This is a genomic window from Aurantibacter sp. (assembly GCF_042094015.1).
GTDB lineage: Bacteria > Bacteroidota > Bacteroidia > Flavobacteriales > Flavobacteriaceae > Aurantibacter.
Genome location: NZ_JBELDZ010000002.1, coordinates 1 through 19,323, shown reverse-complemented (window position 1 = coordinate 19,323; position 19,323 = coordinate 1). Strand labels below are relative to the sequence as shown.

The window sequence follows — 19,323 nt, the reverse complement described above, 5'->3', positions numbered from 1 at the left end:
CATAAAGTACAATAGCACATTAATAATATTGTTACTTTTGAAATCAAACACAATTAACATTGAAACATTTAAAATCTACATATCTCCTACTCTTTCTTTTTGGTTTAATTACGCAAATAGCTTTTACTCAAAATAAAACTATAGAAATTAAAGAAGCGGGCTTTGGAGATAAAGATGAAAAAAATCATCCTGGAGCAAGTATTCTTACACGAAATAATCAAGCTCAAGTTCATATTTATCACGAAGGAATTGATATGTATTGCGATAAAGCTATTTTTTATGGTAAAGAAGATTTTATTGAAGCTTATGGAAATGTAGTAATGAAACAAGGAGATACTATTAACCTTACCGCTAAGTATGCAGAATATTCTGGTAAAACAAAATTAGCATTTGCAAGTGGTGATGTATTATTAACCGAACCAAGCTCTACACTAACAACAGATACTTTATATTTTAATAGAGAAGCACAACAAGCTTATTATAAATCTGGCGGACGCGTAGTTAGAGATTCTTCAGGTGTTATTACAAGTACAGTTGGACGTTTTTATATGAAGGAGAAAAAATACCGCTTCCTTAACACAGTTAAATTGGTAAATCCAGAATATATATTAACTACAAATCAGTTAGATTTTTATACAGAAACAGGTCACGCCTATATGTATGGTCCATCTGATATTGTAGGAGAAACAAGTGAAATTTATAGTGAACGTGGTTTTTACGATACTAATAATGACACAGGTTATTTTGAAAAAAACGCAAAAATTGATTATGATAACAGAGAAGTAAAAGGTGATAGTTTATATTTTGATAGAAGTAAGAATTTTGCATCAGCTACAAATAATATTACAGTTACAGACACCATAAACAACAGTATAATAAAAGGTCATTATGCCGAAGTGTATAGGGCAAAAGATTCTGTTTTTATTACTAAACGTGCTTTAGCTATAACAATTCAAGAAAACGATAGTATATATATTCACGCAGATACATTAATGGTTACTGGTAAAGCAGACAAACGCATTACTAGAGCTTTTAAGAATGCTAAAATCTATAAATCTGATTTAAGTGGAAAAGCTGATTCACTTCATGTTAATCATCAAAAAGGACTAACCGAGTTAATTAATATTAACAAAGGTAAAATTGATGCATTTTCTAAAACAAGAAAACCTGTTTTATGGCACCTAAAAAATCAGATGACTGGAGATACAATCCATATTATATCTAATCCTGAAACAGAAAAAATAGATTCGCTCAAAGTATTTAAAAATGCTTTTATGATAAGTAAAGACAGCATAGATGTTAATGGCTATAATCAAATTTCCGGTCAACGTTTGATTGGATTATTTAATGACAAAAATGAAATTTATCAAGTAGACATACTAAAAAATGCCGAATCTATTTACTACGCTAGAAACGAAGAAGATGATTTAATTGGCATAGAACGTTCCAAATCTGCCAATATTTCTATCTTTTTTGAAAGTCAAGATGTTGTAGAATTAAGAAAATTACAACAAGTAGATGGTACACTTTTTAAAGAAGAAGAAATTAATGCTAAAGAGCGCATTCTAAAAGGTTTCAATTGGAGAGAAGAAGAAAGACCTAAAAATGTAGAGGATTTATTTTCTGAGGATTTACCACTTAATTTACCTAAAATAAAAGGTATTGAAGAAGCGCTTCCAGAAGAAGAATTTTTCGATGAGAAACTAATCAATCGTATGATTGATGCAGACAAAATTGCTGAAGACAAAAACCTCACAAAAAAAGATAAACTACCAAAATCATCAAGAAATTTACCTAAAAAATTCATTTCAAAAAACAAAAAAGGAAAACGCAAACTAGTAGCTAAACCAATTCTAGAAGTAGCTCCAAAAAAATAATGAAGCAAGGTTTTTTTAAATATCAAGCGCAAACATCACCGTATCCTTTAGCATTAGAGATTTCTCATGCAAAAGGCAGCTACATCTACGACACAAAGAATAAAGCATATTTAGATTTTGTTGCTGGAGTTTCAGCTTGTAGTTTAGGCCATTGTCACCCAAAAGTAGTTAAAGCCATTCAAAAGCAAGCAGAAACATATATGCATGTTATGGTTTATGGCGAATATGCACAAAAACCAGCAGTAGATTTAGCTACATATTTTGCAAACCATTTGCCAGAACCTTTAAACCAAACATATTTAGTAAATTCTGGTACAGAAGCAATTGAAGGTGCATTAAAATTAGCTCGTAGGGCAACCGGAAGAAGTCAGATTATTGCAGCGCATAACGCTTATCACGGAAATACAATTGGATCTTTAAGTTTAATGGATTTTGAGGAGCGCAAAAGTGTTTTTAGACCATTATTACCAGGCATAAGTCATATTACATTTAACTATGAACCGCATTTAAAGCATATTACTACAAAAACTGCTTGCGTTGTTTTGGAAACCATTCAAGGTGGTGCTGGCTTTATAGAACCTATAAATAATTATTTAACAAAAGTCAAAGCTAGATGTAAAGAAGTTGGAGCTTTATTAATTTTAGATGAAATTCAACCAGGAATTGGAAGGACCGGTAAATTATTTGGTTTTGAAAACTATAACGTAATTCCGGACATTTTAGTTACTGGTAAAGGTCTTGGAGGTGGATTACCAATAGGTGCATTTACAGCATCTACAGAATTAATGTCGCAACTAAAAGATAAGCCCAAATTAGGACACATTACTACATTTGGAGGAAATCCCGTAATTGCAGCGGCAGCATTAGCTACAATAAAAGAAGTTAACGAAAGTGACTTAATGACAGAAGCTTTGGAAAAAGAAAAGTTAATCAGAAAATATTTAAAGCATCCATTAATAACAGAAATTAGAGGAAAAGGTTTAATGTTAGCAGTTATTACAGCTTCAGCAGATATTACCAACCAAGTGGTTTTACAAGCACAAGAGCAAGGTTTAATTTTATTCTGGTTATTATTTGAAACTAAAGCCATTAGAATTACGCCACCTTTAACTATTTCTAACGAAGAAATCCTGAAAGGTTGTGGCATTATTATTGACTTACTTAATAATATAAAAAATAATTAAATATTATTTTTATATCTCAAAAATCAACCTAAAAACAAAAACTAGCGCCACAAGAAATGTTTATTACTTTGTTAAAAACATTTCTTATAAAATGCCGCTTCAAGTAAAATAGACATTACATTTAAATGTAATTAAATAGCTTGCATATGCAGTTTAGTCAAGAAGAACCAAATCATAAAATATCGATTTCAAAGTTCGAGAAGATGTTAAAAACCAACAGTTTGTTGTTTTTTGATTCAGATGAATTTGAAAGTATTATTCATTTTTATTTAAATAATGGAAAAGTTGCTTTGGCTAAAAAAGCTATTAAACTAGGTTTGGATCAGCATCCTTTTTCAACAAATTTGAAATTATTTAAAGTTGAAATCTACATTTTTGAAAATGATTTACCAAAAGCTAATCAGATATTAGATGAACTTCACTTATTAGAACCAACTAACGAAGAGGTTTATATACAGAAAGCTAATTTATTGTCTAAACAAGATAAACATAAAGAAGCGATAACTTTTTTATCTAAAGCTTTAGAGTTAAGTCAAGAAACATCAGATATTTACTCTTTAATTGGAATGGAATATTTATTCTTAGATCAATTTGAAGATGCTAAAAACAGCTTTATGAAATGTTTAGAAGTGGACAAATATGATTATGCATCACTTTACAACGTAATATACTGTTTTGAATTTTTAGAACAAACGAAGGAAGCTATAGAGTTTCTAAATAAATATTTAGACGCAAACCCTTATTCGGAAATTGCTTGGCATCAACTAGGTAAATTACATTACGATTTAAAAGATTACAAAAAAGCATTAAGAGCTTTTGATTTTGCTATTATATCAGACGATACTTTTGTAGGAGCATATATCGAAAAAGGAAAAACATTAGAAAAACTAAATAAGCATAATAAGGCTATAGAAAATTATGCAATTACTTTAAGTTTAGAAGATCCAACTTCTTTTGCGCTTTTACAAATTGCAAAATGTTATGAAAAACTAGGTAATAATAAATTAGCTTTAGAATATTATTATAAAACAGTTCACGAAGATCCATCTTTAGATAAAGGTTGGATTGCAATTACCAAGTTTTATTCGAAACAAAACAATTTCCAGAAAGCGTTATATTACATAAATAAAGCAATACATCTTGATTCTGAAAATGTAACATACTGGAATTTGTATGCTAGTATTAATTTACGATTAAACTTTTTTGAAGAAGCAGAACGTGGCTACAAAAAAACTATAGAATTAGGTAATTATGAGCTAGAAACCTGGCTTACAAGAGCTGACATTTTAATTAAGTTAGGTGAAGAAGAAACTGCTATGTATAACTTGCTACAAGCAATGGAGTATCATCCTGAAAATGCAGAAATTGAATTCCGATTAGCTGGCATTTACTTCAAGCTGCACGAAATAGAAAAAGCAACCTATCATTTAAGTAATGGAATGAATTTTGACAAGGAGTATCTTTTTGTAATTAAAGAATTATTTCCACTATTATCAGAATCTCCTTTATATGTAAATGCTTTAAAAAAATTCATTTTATAAAAAGGCTTCTTTTATATTTTGCATACCTTTAGGTTTTAAAACTAAAAGCAAATGCAACGTAGCATAAAAGATTATTTTGTAATAGCATTAAAAGGAACTGCAATGGGCGCAGCAGATGCTGTACCTGGAGTTTCTGGCGGAACAATAGCCTTTATTTCTGGTATTTATGAAGAGTTAATTACTACAATTAGCAACGTAAACTTATCATTATTTACCACACTAAAAAAAGATGGCTTCAAGTCTTTTTGGTCCAAATTAAATGGTAATTTTATACTTGCGCTTTTAACAGGTATTGTAGTTAGTTTTGTAAGCTTTATGCGCTTAGCAAAATTTTTAATAGAACAACATCCTGTTTTAATATGGTCGTTTTTCTTTGGTTTAATTATTGCCAGTATTTTCTTTGTTGGTAAACAAATAAAAAAGTGGCGTATTTCAACAATTACAGCACTTATTATTGGTGCAATTTTGGCGTATTATATAACATCTCTTCCTTCTTTAGGTGCTAACACTAATCCTTATTTTTTATTTGTTGCTGGAGCAATTGCTATTTGTGCAATGATCTTACCAGGCATTTCTGGTTCTTTTATCTTAGTTGTTCTTGGCGCATATAAAACATTAAGTGATGCATTTCATGATTTCGATATTAAAAAAATAGTCATTTTTGCTTTTGGTGCATTGGTTGGTCTTTTAAGTTTTAGCCATTTATTAAAATGGTTATTTAAAAATTACCACAACACTACTCTAGCAATATTAACAGGGTTCATATTTGGTTCTTTAAATAAAATTTGGCCATACAAAAAAACCATATCTGTTTTAAATGAAACTACAGGAGAAATTATACTATTTTCTGACGTTAGTAATTTAGGAACTTTATCTGTATTACAAAAACAAACACAAGATTTTGAAACTTATAAAACAATTGTTGAAGAAAGTATTTGGGCAACTCACTATTCAGAAATTAACAATTTAATTAGCTCACAAAGTTTTGCTGTTATTGGACTAATGATTCTAGGTTTTTTAACTATTTTTAGCTTAGAAAAGTTTGGTCAAAAAAAATAACCGTATTAATGGAGCAGCCACTTAAAACTTTTAAAAGTCGCGTACTTCTAGTCTTAAAAGGACTAGCAATGGGCGCAGCCAACAAAGTACCTGGTGTTTCTGGTGGTGTAGTAGCTTTTGTAGCTGGTTTTTATGAAGAGTTCATTTATTCTTTACAACGATTTAATAAAAATGCTTTTAAGTTTCTTTTTACAGGAAGATTTAAATCGTTTTTTAATTATGTAAATGGTACTTTTTTGAGCTTACTATTTCTTGGAATGATTATAAGCTATTTTAGTATTTCAAAATTACTAGATTACCTTATAAAACATTATGAATTATATGTTTGGAGTGTGTTTTTTGGAATGATTATAGGCTCTATTATATACATAAGTAAGGATTTTAAAGATTGGAAAAAAACCACTATCACGTCTTTAATTATTGGAATTATTTTAGGTCTAAGCATTACTTTTTTAAGACCTGCAACAGAAAATGACAATTTATGGTTTGTGTTTTTGTGTGGAATTATTAGTGTTTCAGGGATGACATTACCTGGTTTTTCTGGATCCTTCATATTAATTCTTTTAGGCAATTATGTACTACTTTTAGTTGATTCTGTTAATGCGCTTTACGATACGTTTATTGAAGTTTTAACCGGTGACTTTAGTTTTCTAAATAATTTAGAACGTCTTAGAATGCTTAAAGTTTTAATTGTATTCACATTAGGATCCATAACCGGATTAGTAACGTTTTCTCATCTATTAAATTATATACTAAAACATTACAAAAGCATTACAATAGCTTCAATAATTGGTTTTATTACAGGAAGTTTAGGAGTTGTTTGGCCTTTTAAAACTATACTTTATAAAACAGATAGATACAATACACTTATTTTAGATTCTAAAAACCAACCTACAATAGAAAACTATCAACGATTTATTCCCGAATTAAATCAAGAATCTCTAATTTCTGTTTTTTATATAATTTTGGGTATTGGCATAGTTTTAGTATTAGGATATTATGATAAAAAAAACAATCATATGCGTAAATTTGGCTTAATAGGCAAAAACATTTCTTACTCTTTTTCTGAAAGTTTTTTTACTAAAAAATTTAAAATCGAAAACATTCTAAACTCAAGTTATCAAAATTTTGATTTAGCAAAAATTGAAGACTTCAAAACAGTAACTAAAGACAGTACAATAAAAGGTTATAACGTAACTATTCCTTACAAAGAAACTATTATTCCGTTATTAGATGGTTTAAATAGTAAAGCTGCACAAATTGGTGCTGTAAATACTATTAAAATCACAAAGCACGGAAAACTAAAAGGTTTTAACACAGATTATTATGGTTTTGAAAAATCGTTAAAACCACTTTTAGAAAGCCATCATAAAAAAGCTTTAATTTTGGGTACTGGCGGAGCAAGCAAAGCGGTTTCTTACGCTTTGGAAAGATTAAAAATCCCTTACATATTGGTGTCTAGAATAGCTAAAAATAACATTATAGGTTATGAAGACATCACAAGAGAAGTACTTTCAAAATATCATATTATTATAAACTGTACACCTTTAGGCACGTTTCCAAACACGGAATCTTGTCCAAATATACCTTACGGATCTATAAATACTCAACATCTTTTTTACGACTTAATCTATAACCCTTCTGAAACTGAGTTTTTAAAACGTGGTAAAAAACAAGGTGCAAAAACAAAAAACGGATTAGAAATGTTAGAGTTACAAGCAGAAAAATCTTGGAAAATATGGAATAAATAAAGGATTTATAAGCTTTACTTTGAAAACTTATAGCTTAGCACTATCTTTAAAGTCTAAATTAGTATTTAATAAATAAAACATTTTTATAATGTCTGAGCAAGATAACCTGCCAAAAGCAGAAGGAATTGAGGAAAACACAGCAGCTATTAATAACGAAGAAGTAAACACAGCTTCAGATGAGTTAATTAATGAAATAGATAATTCTAATGCAGAAGATGCAGAAGATGAAAGCCATCTAGAACGTCATGATATCGAAGAAAAGGATTATGACACCTTATCTCTAGACGAATTAGTTTTAGAGCTTGAAAACTTGGTAGAACACCAAAAAATTCAGACTATAAAAAAACACGTAGATGGAATAAAAACGGCTTTTGACACCAAATTCAATACACTTTTAGAAGACAAAAAAGAAGAGTTTTTAGCCGAAGGCGGAAACGAAATAGACTTCTACTACTCTACACCTTTAAAGAAGAGTTTTAATAACGCCTTTAAAGAATACAGACAAAAAACTAAGACTTATTATAAAAATTTAGAAAACAATTTAAAATCTAATCTAAGTTTAAGACTAGAAATTATTGAGAACATGAAAACTGTTATTGATAATGAAGATTCAATAGGTAATAAACACAAACAATTTAAAGAATTACAAAACCAATGGAAATCTGCTGGTCCAATTCCAAGAGATAAATATAATAACGCATGGAACAGCTACCATTTTAACGTGGAGCGTTTCTATGATTTAATGCATTTGGATCGTGATTTAAGAGATAAAGATTTCGAACATAATTTACTTGAAAAATTAAAAATTATTCTTAGAGCTGAAGAATTAGTTAAAGACGAGAATACAAATAGATCGTTTAGAGAGTTACAAAATCTTCACAAAATATGGAAGGAAGATATTGGTCCAGTTGCTAGAGAACATCGTGAACCAGTATGGGAACGTTTCAAAGAAGCAACTCGTAAAATCAATGATAAACGTCAAGATTACTATAAGGAATTAGACGCTTTGTATATCAAAAATTTAGAACACAAAAAGGAAATTATTTCTAAAATCGAAACTTTAGCTGCAGAAAAAATAGACAATCATAGTGGCTGGCAAAATAAAATTAAAGAAATTGAATCTTTACGCGAAGCTTTCTTTAAAGCAGGAAAAGTACCTATTAAGGTAAACGAAGCTACTTGGGCAGAATTCAAAGCTGCAGTTAGAAGCTTTAACCGTAACAAAAACGAATACTACAAAGGGTTAAAAGGAGAGCAACTTAACAACTTAGCTAAAAAATTAGAATTAGTAAAAATTGCTGAAGCCAATATGGCAAGCGAAGACTTTGCTTCTACAACACCTTTAATGAAAAAAATTCAAGCAGATTGGCGAAATATTGGTCACGTACCAAGAAAAGATAGCGATAGAATCTGGAAGCAATTTAGAGGTGCTTGTAATTCGTATTTTGACAGAATTAAAGAAAAACGTAACGAAGCAAGTGCTGAAGAAGAAACTGCCTTTACCACAAAAGAAACTTTATTAAAAGAAGTTGCTGCAATCACCTTAAAAGGAAATCAAAAGGAAGACTTAGTAACAATTAAAGATTACATCAATCAATGGAAAACTATTGGTAGAGTTCCAAGTAATAAACGTAATATAGAAAACGATTTTAATCAAACTTTAGATACATTATTTACGTCTTTAGACCTGAATAAAACCGAAGCTGAAATGATTAAGTTTGAAAATAAAATTCAAGACTTAGCTTCTGCTAAAGATGGACGTTTATTAGATAATGAACAAAACTATATCCGTAAAAAAATGGATGATGTTAGAGGAGAAATTAATCAACTCGAAAATAACTTGCAATTTTTTAGCAATGCAAAAGCAGATAATCCTTTAGTTAAAGATGTATATAAAAACATTGAAAAACATAAAGACAGCTTAGGTTTATGGCAAAACAAATACAAACTGATTAAGCAACTTAGAAAAGCTAACGAGCCACAACCAGAAGCTAATAATACTGAAACTCAAGAAACCGAAAACTAATACTTTAAAAAGCCTCTAAATATTTAGAGGCTTTTTTATTAAATCAATAAAACAAAATCTTATCCAAGAACAAAGTCACATAGTAATTACACAAGAAAAACCTATAAGACTTCAAGATTATGGCGTTGGCATATTTACAATGGTGATGAGTAAGTCTGCTTTAAAAAAAGCCTTAAAAAAAGGATTTATTAGTGTAAATGGTGTTATAGGAACTTCTGCAACTTATATTTATGGAGGAGAAACCTTAACCTATTCTGCACCAGAAATTATACCACAAAAGAAACAATTTAAGCAGAAGTTAGATGTCTTGTTTCAAGACGATTATTTAGCAATTATAAAAAAGCCTGCAGGTCTTTTGGTTAGTGGTAATGCATTTAAAACTGTTACAAATGCATTAATACAAAACTTAAAAAAAAGCAGTTTACCAAATGCTACAAAACCACAACCAGCTCATAGATTAGATTACGCAACAACAGGTCTTTTGTTAATTGGAAAAACCACACTTAGTATTACAGCTTTAAATAATCTTTTTAAAGACAAAATCATACAAAAACGCTACTACGCTATTACTATTGGAAAAATGCAAAAAAGTGGCACTATAAATACTACCATAGAAGGTAAAGATGCCATTTCTAGCTACAACGTTTTATCAAGTGTACCATCCAAACGTTTTGAAATATTAAATTTAGTCAATTTAAATCCTAAATCAGGAAAAAAACACCAACTAAGAAAACACTTACATAGTATTGGAAACCCAATTTTGGGCGACAAAGATTACTTTTTAAATAATTTAATTTTAAATGGAAAAGGAATGTATTTACATGCTTATGCTTTAGAATTCAAACATCCATTTACAAAAGAAATCATTTCTATTAAAGATCAATTACCAAAACGATTTAGAAAAATATTCGATTTAGAACTGTAGCTATTTAATAAAATATAATAAACACTAAATATTATAACAATTATAGTATTTTGCATCTTTACAGTACAGCGTAAATTAAAAAGAACAAATTAATTAATTAATTAATGAAAGTTATAATTATTGGTGCTGGACCAGCAGGTTTAAGTTGCGGTTATAAATTAGCCAAAGAAAACGTAAACGTTGAAATTTTTGAAGCTTCGCCATATGTTGGTGGAATGTCAAGAAGTTTTGATTTATGGGGACAACGCGTAGATTTAGGTCCACATCGTTTTTTTTCTAAGGAAAAGCATATTAACGATTTCTTTACTACACTTATAAAAGACGATTATACTTTAGTAAATAGATTAACACGTATTTATTATAAAAATACCTTTTTTAATTATCCAATAAAGCTTTTTAACGTATTAAGAAACCTTTCTATATTTACAATTTTTCAAATTTTATGGGATTATGCTAAAGTTCGATTAGTACCTATAAAGAACCCTGACACTTTTGAAAAATGGGTTTCTAACCGATTTGGAACAAAACTTTATGAAATTTTCTTTAAACATTATTCCGAAAAACTTTGGGGAATTCCTTGTTCTAAAATTGATGCAGATTGGGCTGCACAACGCATAAAATCTTTATCGTTATTTGAAGCTGTAAAAAGTGCGTTTTTCGGAAATATTGGTAATAAACACAAAACATTAATAGATCAATTTGCCTATCCTAACTACGGAACAGGAACTTTGTACGAACGTGCTGCAAATTATATTACAGAACATAACGGACAAATTAATTTAAATAAAAAAGTCTCTAACGTTATTCAAGATGCTAACGGAAAAGCAATTGGAATAGAGTTAACAGATGGCACACAAGTATTTGCAGACGTGGTTATTTCTACAATGCCATTAACTCTATTATTAAAAGGCCTACAAAATGTGCCAACACAGATTACTAAAGCTGTAAATAAACTTTATTTTAGAAATACCATTTTAGTTTACTTAGAAGTAGATGCTTTAGACTTATTTAAAGACAATTGGATTTATGTGCATTCTCCAGAGGTTAAACACGGTAGAATTACAAATTTTAGAAATTGGAGTCCAACATTAAATAAAGACAAAGACACTACTATTCTATGTATGGAGTTTTGGGCTTTTAATGAAGATGAAATTTGGACAGATAAAGATGAAAATATTTCAGAATTAGCTATTAAAGAAATAAAAACTCTAAACCTAATACCTAAAGAAACTAAGTTTTTAAACTCTAAAATTATTAGAGTTCCTAGATGTTATCCTGTTTACGAAACCGGTTATCAAAAACCATTAAAAGAAGTAGAAAGCTATTTAGATACTATAGAGAACTTAATACCAATTGGTAGATATGGTTCTTTTAAATATAATAACCAAGACCATTCTATTTTAATGGGAATTTTAGCAGCTGAAAAAATCACTACAGGCAAACATATTGATTTATGGGAGATTAACACAGATGTGGAATACCAAGAAGATGCTAAAATTAAAGATGTGTTGTTGTAATTTTCTAATTAATCCCTCTATCTTTTACAGTCCAATCTCAACAACTTAAAGCTTGACATTGTTATTTTTTTCACCTAACTTCATTTAACGCTCAGGGTATATGTTTTGTTGTTAGATTTTTATCAAGTTAAGAAATAAAATTAATAAACTGGCACAAATTTAGTCGATGCATAGTCATACCCTGACCGTTGTAAACAAGCTTAAAAACGAAAATTTATGATACATTTACTTTGGTCAATTATTAATTTAATTATTCTTTTCTATTTTCTATACCTGATTGTCGGATTTATTAGAAAAGGTAAACGAATTTTTAACCCTAAATTTAAAGTTGTTTCAATATTTGTATTGGTAATTGGGATTGTTCAAGTAATTTCTGCTGCTAATTCGGAGGAAAAAACGAACCGAATCACCATAACAAACAACTATGACAAAAAGAATAATTCAAAAGTAGAAAAAGTAAAACCCGAAGATAATTTGACTTTTGATATAAATATGCTCGTAAAATATTCTATTGAACAAAACGAATTGATTCCTATAGAGAGTAATAGTTCCCTGACTGGATTTATTAGTGGTTACGATTGGGTATTTATCTCGATTGAAACTAATAATTATAAACCGAATGGAAAAGCTAAATTTACTGCAAATGGAATTTTGAACTGGAATCTTTTCGGAATAAACATTTATAGAGAACCGAAAACATTTAGCGGAATTATAAAATAAAAAAGCCTATTTACAACACTGTATAAAAATAATTGTGGTTTAGTACTTAATCAAAGGTCTTTAAAAACGTAACTATTCTTATACATAACCGTTAAACGAACCTTTCCTAACTACTATTTTTTTGGAAGTCGCTTCGCCTCCTCCCAAAAAACATCCATTTCAGCCAAAGTCATATCTTTTAAATCTTTATTTAGAGATTTTGCTTTTGTTTCTAGATATTGAAATCTTTTTTTAAATTTTTTATTGGTGCGTTCTAAAGCGTTTTCTGGGTTTATATTTTTAAAACGTGCATAATTAACCAAAGAAAACAAAACGTCACCAAATTCGCTTTCCATTGCATCTGCATCGTTTTTAGCAACCTCAACTTTAAACTCCTCTAACTCCTCTTCTACTTTTTCCCAAACTTGCTCTGGCTTTTCCCAGTCAAAACCAACACCTGCAACTTTATCTTGTATGCGATTTGCTTTTACTAGAGCAGGCAAACTATTTGGAACACCTTGTAACACACTTGTTTTACCTTCTTTTAGTTTTAGTTTTTCCCAGTTTCGCTTTACCTCTTCTTCGTCTTTAACCACTACATCTCCGTAAATATGTGGATGACGGTGAATTAATTTTTCGCAAATCTCATTACACACATCTGCAATATCAAAATGATTGGTTTCACTTCCTATTTTAGCATAAAATACTAAATGCAATAAAACGTCTCCAAGCTCTTTTTTTACTTCATCCAAGTCATTATCCAAAATAGCATCTCCAAGCTCGTAGGTTTCCTCTATGGTTAAATGACGAAGCGTTTCCATAGTCTGCTTTTTATCCCAAGGACATTTCTCTCGCAATTCGTCCATAATGGTTAATAATCTATCGAATGCTTTTAATTGGTCTGCTCTGGTATTCATAAAATTGGTAGTTAAAACCTGTATTTCAAAAGTACATAAAACAAAACATCCAGCAAGTTGCTGGATGAATTCTGTGTTTTATAATTTATGTTTCTTATTCTTCTTCAGAATCATCTGGTTCAGAGAAATCTAATAAGTCATTTTTTTGCAAAGTATTATACCAAGAAATTACTTTTTTAATATCGCTTGCATATACTCGATCTTCATCGTAATCTGGTAATACATTAAAGAAATACTCTTCTAATTTATCTTTAGATTCTTTATGTCCAACACTTGTTTGCTCACCATTTTCTTTATCAGAAATATTTTTAAAAACCTTATTTAAAGGAACTTCTTCTGTTAATGTATAAATAGCAATTTCGCTTAAGACACTAACATTTTGTTGTACACCAACAGATATTTTTTTGTTATCTATTAAAGATTGTGCTAAAAAACCTGCTCTTGTTTGTGTTACTAATTTAAATAAACCTGGTTTTCCTGCTATTGCTAATACTTTATCTAAAGCCATAATATTGTTTTAAAGGTTGCAAATATGAATTGTTTGGGATAGTTATGCAAATTTTTAACGCTTCTTTTTTAATAAAGGAAATTTCATTCTGTAATCTACATTAATTTTACCTTTAGAAATGTTTCCTAATTTTCCTTTTATTAAACGTTTTTTTAATCCAGACAACTTATCTGTAAATAAAACTCCTTCAATATGATCAAATTCATGTTGAAAAACACGAGCAGCTAAACCTGTTAATTCCATTGTATGAGTTTTAAAATCCTCATCTTGAAATTGAACTTTAATATCTGGTTTTCTAAACACATCCTCTCTAACATCTGGAATACTTAAACAACCTTCATTAAAAGCCCATTCGTCTCCAGACTCTTCTAAAATTACTGGATTTATAAACGTATGTTTAAAGTTTTTTAAGAACTCCTGCTCTTCTTTAGGTAAAGCTTCATCTTCGGCAAAAGGTGATGCATCTACTAAAAACAAACGGACACTTTTACCAATCTGTGGTGCTGCTAATCCTACTCCAGATGCGCCATACATAGTTTCGTACATATTTTCAATTAAGGCATCTAAATTTGGATAGTCTGGTGTAATTTCTTTAGCTACTTGTTTTAATACAGGATCGCCATAGGCTACTACTGGTAATATCATGTTTATTTTATTTTATTTATTATAAAGGTAACTTTGTAATATAATTGTTGCACTAATTTCGTCTAATAACGCTTTGTTTTGACGTTGCTTTTTCTTTAAACCGCTATCTATCATAGTTTGAAAAGCCATTTTAGATGTAAAACGTTCGTCTACACGTTTTATTGGCATATCTGGAAATGCGTGTTTTAACCGTCCAATAAATGGTAGTATTAAAGATTCGCTTTCACTAGGCGTATTGTCCATTTGCTTTGGTTCTCCTACTAAAAACAACTCTACACTTTCTTTAGCACAATAATCTTTTAAATAAACAATTACTTCTTTTGTAGCTACGGTTGTTAGACCAGAAGCTATAATTTGAAGTTCGTCGGTTACTGCTAATCCTGTACGTACTTTTCCGAAATCTATTGCTAATAATCGAGCCATATAATGATTTATCGCTTGTTTTTAAATGTGTGCAAATTTAAGGTTTATATTCGTAATGCATAAATATTATGCCAAATTATAAATTGAAGTTATATTTGCGTGAGTGATGGAAGCAATTGTTGAAGTTCTTTTAGTGCAGTTGTGCTTATGCAACACTAAAAAGCGACTGCTGAGAGCACGACCATTTTGGGCACGCTAAAACTATTAAATATTATAGAAAATAAAATTGATGAAAGACTTAAGAGACATAATAGAAACTGCTTGGGATAACCGAGATTTACTAAAAGAAGATAATACGCAAAATGCTATTAGAAAGGTGGTAGATTTATTAGATACTGGCGATTTACGTGTAGCAGAGCCTACAGGTAATGGTTGGCAAGTTAACGAATGGGTGAAGAAAGCTGTTGTAATGTATTTTCCTATTCAAAAAATGGAAACTTTAGAAGCTGGAATTTTTGAATACCATGATAAAATACCATTAAAACGAAATTATAAAGAAAAAGGAATTAGAGTGGTTCCAAATGCCATTGCAAGACATGGCGCTTATATTTCTTCTGGAACTATTTTAATGCCAAGTTATGTAAATATTGGTGCTTTTGTAGATGAAGGAACTATGGTAGACACTTGGGCAACAGTTGGTTCTTGTGCTCAAATTGGTAAAAATGTACATTTATCTGGTGGTGTTGGTATTGGAGGCGTTTTAGAACCTTTACAAGCTGCTCCAGTAATTATTGAAGATGGTGCTTTTATTGGTTCACGTTGTATTGTTGTTGAAGGCGTTAAAGTTGAAAAAGAAGCTGTTTTAGGCGCTAATGTTGTTTTAACTATGAGTACAAAAATTATTGATGTTACTGGAAATGAACCATTAGAAACAAAAGGAATTGTTCCTGCTCGTTCTGTTGTAATTCCTGGCAGCTATACTAAAAAATTTCCTGCAGGAGAATTTCAAGTACCTTGCGCTTTAATTATTGGAAAACGTAAGGAAAGTACCAATAAAAAAACATCTTTAAACGATGCGCTACGCGAATACAATGTTGCGGTTTAATCTGTTTTGTTTTTATAGATTATAAAAAAGGGATTTAAAATAGAAAATTTAAATCCCTTTTTTAGTTTATTTTATTCTTATTTCTTACCCTTTCTTAACTTTTTACGGTTTACTTTTTTTTGAAATTCGTAACTATATTTAGTCATTAATTTATGAGTTTCTTCGGTTGATTTTTGGTACAACTCGCTATACGTTTTAGACATAATATTTATCATAGTTTTAGACAACCATAAACGTCTAAAATTATGCATTCTATTATCAAAACTCATTGATTTAAAACGCATTCTATTTAAATCTATTAAGTAAAATTCGTAATCAACATCACTTTTTTTAACGATTAATGTGTTTCCTGGAGAATGATCTAAAAAATCAATATTATTTTCATGTAACTTAAAAGTGAATGCCGTAAACTGCTCAAGAATAAGTGTTCGATTTGGATATTTTGGTTTATGAATTAAATCTCTAAAATCAAAATTATAATTTACATGTTCACTAATATAGTAGCTAGTTTTTAATCCTGAGAATGTAGATGCTTCAAAATAAGCAATTGGCAAAGGTGTTTTAATTCCTTTTTCTACCAACTTTACAGCGTATTCAAAAGATCGTTTTGCTTTACTTGATCTTATGTACTTATATATAAAACTATTAAACAAGTTAGGAGACTTAAAAGATTTTATATTTATAACTTTATCTCCTACTTTATATTTTTTAATGCTATTTCTAGCACCTTTAACTACATATTCTCCTTTTATTTCAAAATTTGAGATACAATCTTGAAGCTCAGATTTTAAGGATGTGAAGTTTGGATGAATAAATAGCTCTTGCATTCTTGTTATTTAAGCACCAAAGATAAAAGAAACCTAAAAACTCTAATAACATTCTAATAGTTTTAATATTTTATTCTGAATATTTATTTTTACATATAAAAAACAATTATTTTGCAGCATAAACAAAACAGCATTAAACAAGCATGAAAAAGATATTAGTGATACAAAACAAACGTATTGGAGATGTACTCATTGCGTCTATTATTGCTAATAATATGAAACGTTTATTTCCTAATAGCAAAATTGATTATTTAGTTTATAATTACACTACTGGCGTTATAACAAACAACCCTAACATTGACACCATAATTAGCGTAAATGAAAAGGAATTAAAAAAATATGGAAATTTATTTGCAATGATTAAAAAAATTAGAGCAGATAAATATGATATTATTTTTGATCCATACGCTAAATTGCAAAGCCGATTGATTTGTTTATTTTCTAGAGCTAAAATGAGAATTGGAACAAAAAAAAGAGACAAAAACCCGTTACTTCCATTTTACACACACAATGTTAAACTTTTAAAAGAAAAAACGCTTAACTGTGGCAAGGCTATTGAAGACAGATTAAATATGATGTCTTCAGTTTTTAATTTAAAGAAAAACGATTTAGACCCAGAGCCACACATTTTTTTAACCGAAGAAGAAAAAAAATATAACCGCATAGAAAAATACAATAAACCATTTATTATGCTAGGTATTTTAGGTAGTACACCTCAAAAATCTATGCCTTACGATTATATTGTTAACGTAATAGACAAAATAACATTTACATATAATGTAAACATTTTATTTAATTACTCTCCAGATCAAAAAGATGATGCTTTAAAAATTTATGACGCTTGCCAAAATAAAGAAGCAATAGTAATAGATATTTACGAAGACAGTATTCGTGGATTTATAAAACTCATGAATAAATGTGAACTTTTAGTTGGTAATGAAGGTGGTATTGTTCACATTACAAAAGCTTTAGACAAGCCTAGTTTTACCATATTTTCTCCTTACGTAATGAAAGATCATTGGGCGAGTTTTGAAGATGGTAAAAAACACACATCTATACACTTATTAGAAGAAAAGCCTAATCTTTTTAATGAGTTTAGTGTTGATGAACGACGTAAAATAGAAGAAAACCCGTCTGAATTGTATCATATGCTAACACCAAATCTAATTCTTAATCGTTTGTTGCCTTTTCTAGAGTTACATCTTTATGCTTACAAAAAATAAAGAAGCTTACTTCTTTATAATTCCAAAGTCTGTCCAAGTCTTTTTTTCGGTTTTAGTTATATCTCTAATTGCTCTGTTTTTAGCAATAGATGTTTCATTTTTATAACCACGCTTATGGTCTAAATGTATACAAATAGCAGAATATCTAATTTGTTTGGTCTTTATACCTAAATTCATCAATCGCTCTCCAAGTTCTCTATCTTGTCCGCCATATTGCATGCGTTCATCAAAACCATTAATAGCAATAATATCTTTTTTCCATCCAGAGGCATTATGTCCATTCCAACTTGCATTTGTTGGTGTAACTGCATTTAATAAAGTTGACTTTAAACCTTTAGATGTTAATTTATTATTTTTAAAAGATGGTTTTAAACCATTGTTTTTTAGCCATTTTAAATTAAAACAATTTTCTTTATAAATATCATCTTTTGTAATAGTATTAGAAATATCCATAGGCAACATAAAATAACCACCAGAAAGAAAATAACCTTCCTCACGTTCTTTCACATGGACTTCTACATAATCCTTTCTTGGAATACAATCGCCATCTGACATTAAAATATAGTCAGTTGTACATTCTACTATGGCTTTATTTAAAATTTGAGATTTTTGAAATCCATTATCTTCATGCCAAATATGAATAATAGGGTAAAACACTTCAGTTTTTATAGATTCTATTAAATCTATAGTTTCTTGTTTAGAACCATCGTCTGCAATTACAATCTCGAAATTACGATAGGTTTGGTTGTTATATCCGTAAAGCACTTTTGCTAACCATTCAGGTGAATTATACGTGCTAATAATTATTGAAGTATCTGTTTTCATTATAGCTACAAATATAAAGTTATTTTAGTAATTTTGAATTTTAAACTTGATATGAATTCTATAACTGTAATTATACCTACTTATAACGAGGAAGCATATATAAAAGAAGCAATTCAATCTGTTAAGTTTGCTTCACAAATTATAGTTATAGACTCCAATAGCACAGATAATACTGCTGAAATAGCTAAACAAATGGGTTGTGAAATTCATTTTAGAGATTTCGATAATTTTTCTAATCAGAAAAATCACGCCTTACAGTTTGCTAAAAATGATTGGATTTTATTTTTAGATGCAGATGTTTTTCCAAAATCTAAACAATTTATTTACAATT

18 protein-coding genes and 1 pseudogene are annotated in these 19,323 nt (G+C 29.4%); 13 read left to right on the top strand and 6 right to left on the bottom strand.

Annotated features, from left to right (window positions below; translation table 11 throughout):
• Positions 1-59: 59 nt before the first annotated feature.
• The 10 genes and pseudogenes from ACFDSN_RS00540 (at position 60) to ACFDSN_RS00495 (ending at position 12,600) form a co-directional block, all read left to right on the top strand.
• The gene (locus ACFDSN_RS00540; RefSeq protein WP_375237861.1) at positions 60-1,877 is read left to right on the top strand and encodes an OstA-like protein; all 1,818 of its coding nucleotides are present in this window, start codon (positions 60-62) and stop codon (positions 1,875-1,877) included.
• On the top strand, positions 1,877-3,061 hold the full coding sequence (locus tag ACFDSN_RS00535; RefSeq protein ID WP_375237860.1) for an aspartate aminotransferase family protein: 1,185 nt from the start codon (positions 1,877-1,879) through the stop codon (positions 3,059-3,061). Before ACFDSN_RS00540 ends, ACFDSN_RS00535 begins: the two co-directional genes overlap by 1 nt.
• A gap of 146 nt (positions 3,062-3,207) precedes the next feature.
• Positions 3,208-4,602, top strand: coding sequence for a tetratricopeptide repeat protein (locus tag ACFDSN_RS00530; RefSeq protein WP_375237859.1), 1,395 nt, complete (start codon positions 3,208-3,210; stop codon positions 4,600-4,602).
• 51 nt (positions 4,603-4,653) lie between these two features.
• On the top strand, positions 4,654-5,661 hold the full coding sequence (locus ACFDSN_RS00525; protein WP_375237858.1) for a DUF368 domain-containing protein: 1,008 nt from the start codon (positions 4,654-4,656) through the stop codon (positions 5,659-5,661).
• An 8-nt stretch (positions 5,662-5,669) separates the two neighbouring features.
• A pseudogene (locus tag ACFDSN_RS00520) lies at positions 5,670-6,671 on the top strand (DUF368 domain-containing protein); the annotation flags it as partial.
• Between the two features lie 9 nt (positions 6,672-6,680).
• A complete protein-coding gene (locus ACFDSN_RS00515) occupies positions 6,681-7,412 on the top strand; it encodes a shikimate dehydrogenase family protein (protein WP_375237915.1) in 732 nt (243 codons plus the stop codon).
• A gap of 88 nt (positions 7,413-7,500) precedes the next feature.
• Positions 7,501-9,438, top strand: a complete 1,938-nt coding sequence (locus ACFDSN_RS00510; protein WP_375237857.1) for a DUF349 domain-containing protein — start codon at positions 7,501-7,503, stop codon at positions 9,436-9,438.
• A 145-nt stretch (positions 9,439-9,583) separates the two neighbouring features.
• A complete protein-coding gene (locus tag ACFDSN_RS00505) occupies positions 9,584-10,363 on the top strand; it encodes an RluA family pseudouridine synthase (protein ID WP_375237856.1) in 780 nt (259 codons plus the stop codon).
• A gap of 104 nt (positions 10,364-10,467) precedes the next feature.
• Positions 10,468-11,880: an FAD-dependent oxidoreductase gene (locus tag ACFDSN_RS00500; RefSeq protein WP_375237855.1), complete on the top strand. Its 1,413-nt coding sequence runs from the start codon at positions 10,468-10,470 to the stop codon at positions 11,878-11,880.
• Positions 11,881-12,096: 216 nt separating this feature from the next.
• Positions 12,097-12,600, top strand: a complete 504-nt coding sequence (locus tag ACFDSN_RS00495; protein ID WP_375237854.1) for a hypothetical protein — start codon at positions 12,097-12,099, stop codon at positions 12,598-12,600.
• Positions 12,601-12,713: 113 nt separating this feature from the next.
• On the opposite strand, the gene mazG is transcribed toward ACFDSN_RS00495, so the two are convergent.
• The 4 genes from mazG to ruvX form a co-directional block, all read right to left on the bottom strand.
• Positions 12,714-13,496: a nucleoside triphosphate pyrophosphohydrolase gene (gene mazG, locus ACFDSN_RS00490; RefSeq protein ID WP_375237853.1), complete on the bottom strand. Its 783-nt coding sequence runs from the start codon at positions 13,494-13,496 to the stop codon at positions 12,714-12,716.
• 94 nt (positions 13,497-13,590) lie between these two features.
• The gene (locus tag ACFDSN_RS00485; RefSeq protein ID WP_375237852.1) at positions 13,591-14,004 is read right to left on the bottom strand and encodes a DUF5606 domain-containing protein; all 414 of its coding nucleotides are present in this window, start codon (positions 14,002-14,004) and stop codon (positions 13,591-13,593) included.
• A gap of 54 nt (positions 14,005-14,058) precedes the next feature.
• Positions 14,059-14,649 carry a peptide deformylase gene (gene def / locus ACFDSN_RS00480; protein ID WP_375237851.1) on the bottom strand — a complete coding sequence of 197 codons (591 nt, stop codon included), beginning with the start codon at positions 14,647-14,649 and terminating at the stop codon, positions 14,059-14,061.
• A 12-nt stretch (positions 14,650-14,661) separates the two neighbouring features.
• Complete coding sequence (gene ruvX / locus ACFDSN_RS00475) at positions 14,662-15,072, bottom strand: Holliday junction resolvase RuvX (protein WP_375237850.1); 411 nt, start codon at positions 15,070-15,072, stop codon at positions 14,662-14,664.
• Positions 15,073-15,301: 229 nt separating this feature from the next.
• Between ruvX and ACFDSN_RS00470 the strand changes: the two genes are divergently transcribed.
• A complete protein-coding gene (locus ACFDSN_RS00470) occupies positions 15,302-16,117 on the top strand; it encodes a 2,3,4,5-tetrahydropyridine-2,6-dicarboxylate N-succinyltransferase (protein WP_375237849.1) in 816 nt (271 codons plus the stop codon).
• A gap of 77 nt (positions 16,118-16,194) precedes the next feature.
• On the opposite strand, the gene ACFDSN_RS00465 is transcribed toward ACFDSN_RS00470, so the two are convergent.
• A complete protein-coding gene (locus tag ACFDSN_RS00465; RefSeq protein ID WP_375237848.1) occupies positions 16,195-16,944 on the bottom strand; it encodes a lipopolysaccharide kinase InaA family protein in 750 nt (249 codons plus the stop codon).
• Between the two features lie 143 nt (positions 16,945-17,087).
• Here ACFDSN_RS00465 and ACFDSN_RS00460 point away from each other — a divergent pair, with 143 nt between their 5' ends.
• Positions 17,088-18,167, top strand: coding sequence for a glycosyltransferase family 9 protein (locus tag ACFDSN_RS00460; RefSeq protein ID WP_375237847.1), 1,080 nt, complete (start codon positions 17,088-17,090; stop codon positions 18,165-18,167).
• 6 nt (positions 18,168-18,173) lie between these two features.
• On the opposite strand, the gene ACFDSN_RS00455 is transcribed toward ACFDSN_RS00460, so the two are convergent.
• Complete coding sequence (locus ACFDSN_RS00455) at positions 18,174-18,992, bottom strand: glycosyltransferase family 2 protein (RefSeq protein ID WP_375237846.1); 819 nt, start codon at positions 18,990-18,992, stop codon at positions 18,174-18,176.
• Between the two features lie 51 nt (positions 18,993-19,043).
• Here ACFDSN_RS00455 and ACFDSN_RS00450 point away from each other — a divergent pair.
• The coding region (locus tag ACFDSN_RS00450) for a glycosyltransferase (RefSeq protein ID WP_375237845.1) at positions 19,044-19,323 on the top strand (280 nt) is incomplete at its 3' end.

Excerpts from the sequence above, each read along its gene's own strand:
- ACFDSN_RS00535 (WP_375237860.1), top strand. The coding sequence starts at position 1,877 with ATGAAGCAAGGTTTTTTTAAATATCAAGCGCAAACATCACCGTATCCT.
- ACFDSN_RS00530 (WP_375237859.1), top strand. The coding sequence starts at position 3,208 with ATGCAGTTTAGTCAAGAAGAACCAAATCATAAAATATCGATTTCAAAG.
- ACFDSN_RS00525 (WP_375237858.1), top strand. The coding sequence starts at position 4,654 with ATGCAACGTAGCATAAAAGATTATTTTGTAATAGCATTAAAAGGAACT.
- ACFDSN_RS00515 (WP_375237915.1), top strand. The coding sequence starts at position 6,681 with ATGCGTAAATTTGGCTTAATAGGCAAAAACATTTCTTACTCTTTTTCT.
- ACFDSN_RS00510 (WP_375237857.1), top strand. The coding sequence starts at position 7,501 with ATGTCTGAGCAAGATAACCTGCCAAAAGCAGAAGGAATTGAGGAAAAC.
- ACFDSN_RS00505 (WP_375237856.1), top strand. The coding sequence starts at position 9,584 with ATGAGTAAGTCTGCTTTAAAAAAAGCCTTAAAAAAAGGATTTATTAGT.
- ACFDSN_RS00500 (WP_375237855.1), top strand. The coding sequence starts at position 10,468 with ATGAAAGTTATAATTATTGGTGCTGGACCAGCAGGTTTAAGTTGCGGT.
- ACFDSN_RS00495 (WP_375237854.1), top strand. The coding sequence starts at position 12,097 with ATGATACATTTACTTTGGTCAATTATTAATTTAATTATTCTTTTCTAT.
- mazG (WP_375237853.1), bottom strand. The coding sequence starts at position 13,496 with ATGAATACCAGAGCAGACCAATTAAAAGCATTCGATAGATTATTAACC.
- ACFDSN_RS00485 (WP_375237852.1), bottom strand. The coding sequence starts at position 14,004 with ATGGCTTTAGATAAAGTATTAGCAATAGCAGGAAAACCAGGTTTATTT.
- def (WP_375237851.1), bottom strand. The coding sequence starts at position 14,649 with ATGATATTACCAGTAGTAGCCTATGGCGATCCTGTATTAAAACAAGTA.
- ruvX (WP_375237850.1), bottom strand. The coding sequence starts at position 15,072 with ATGGCTCGATTATTAGCAATAGATTTCGGAAAAGTACGTACAGGATTA.
- ACFDSN_RS00470 (WP_375237849.1), top strand. The coding sequence starts at position 15,302 with ATGAAAGACTTAAGAGACATAATAGAAACTGCTTGGGATAACCGAGAT.
- ACFDSN_RS00465 (WP_375237848.1), bottom strand. The coding sequence starts at position 16,944 with ATGCAAGAGCTATTTATTCATCCAAACTTCACATCCTTAAAATCTGAG.
- ACFDSN_RS00460 (WP_375237847.1), top strand. The coding sequence starts at position 17,088 with ATGAAAAAGATATTAGTGATACAAAACAAACGTATTGGAGATGTACTC.
- ACFDSN_RS00455 (WP_375237846.1), bottom strand. The coding sequence starts at position 18,992 with ATGAAAACAGATACTTCAATAATTATTAGCACGTATAATTCACCTGAA.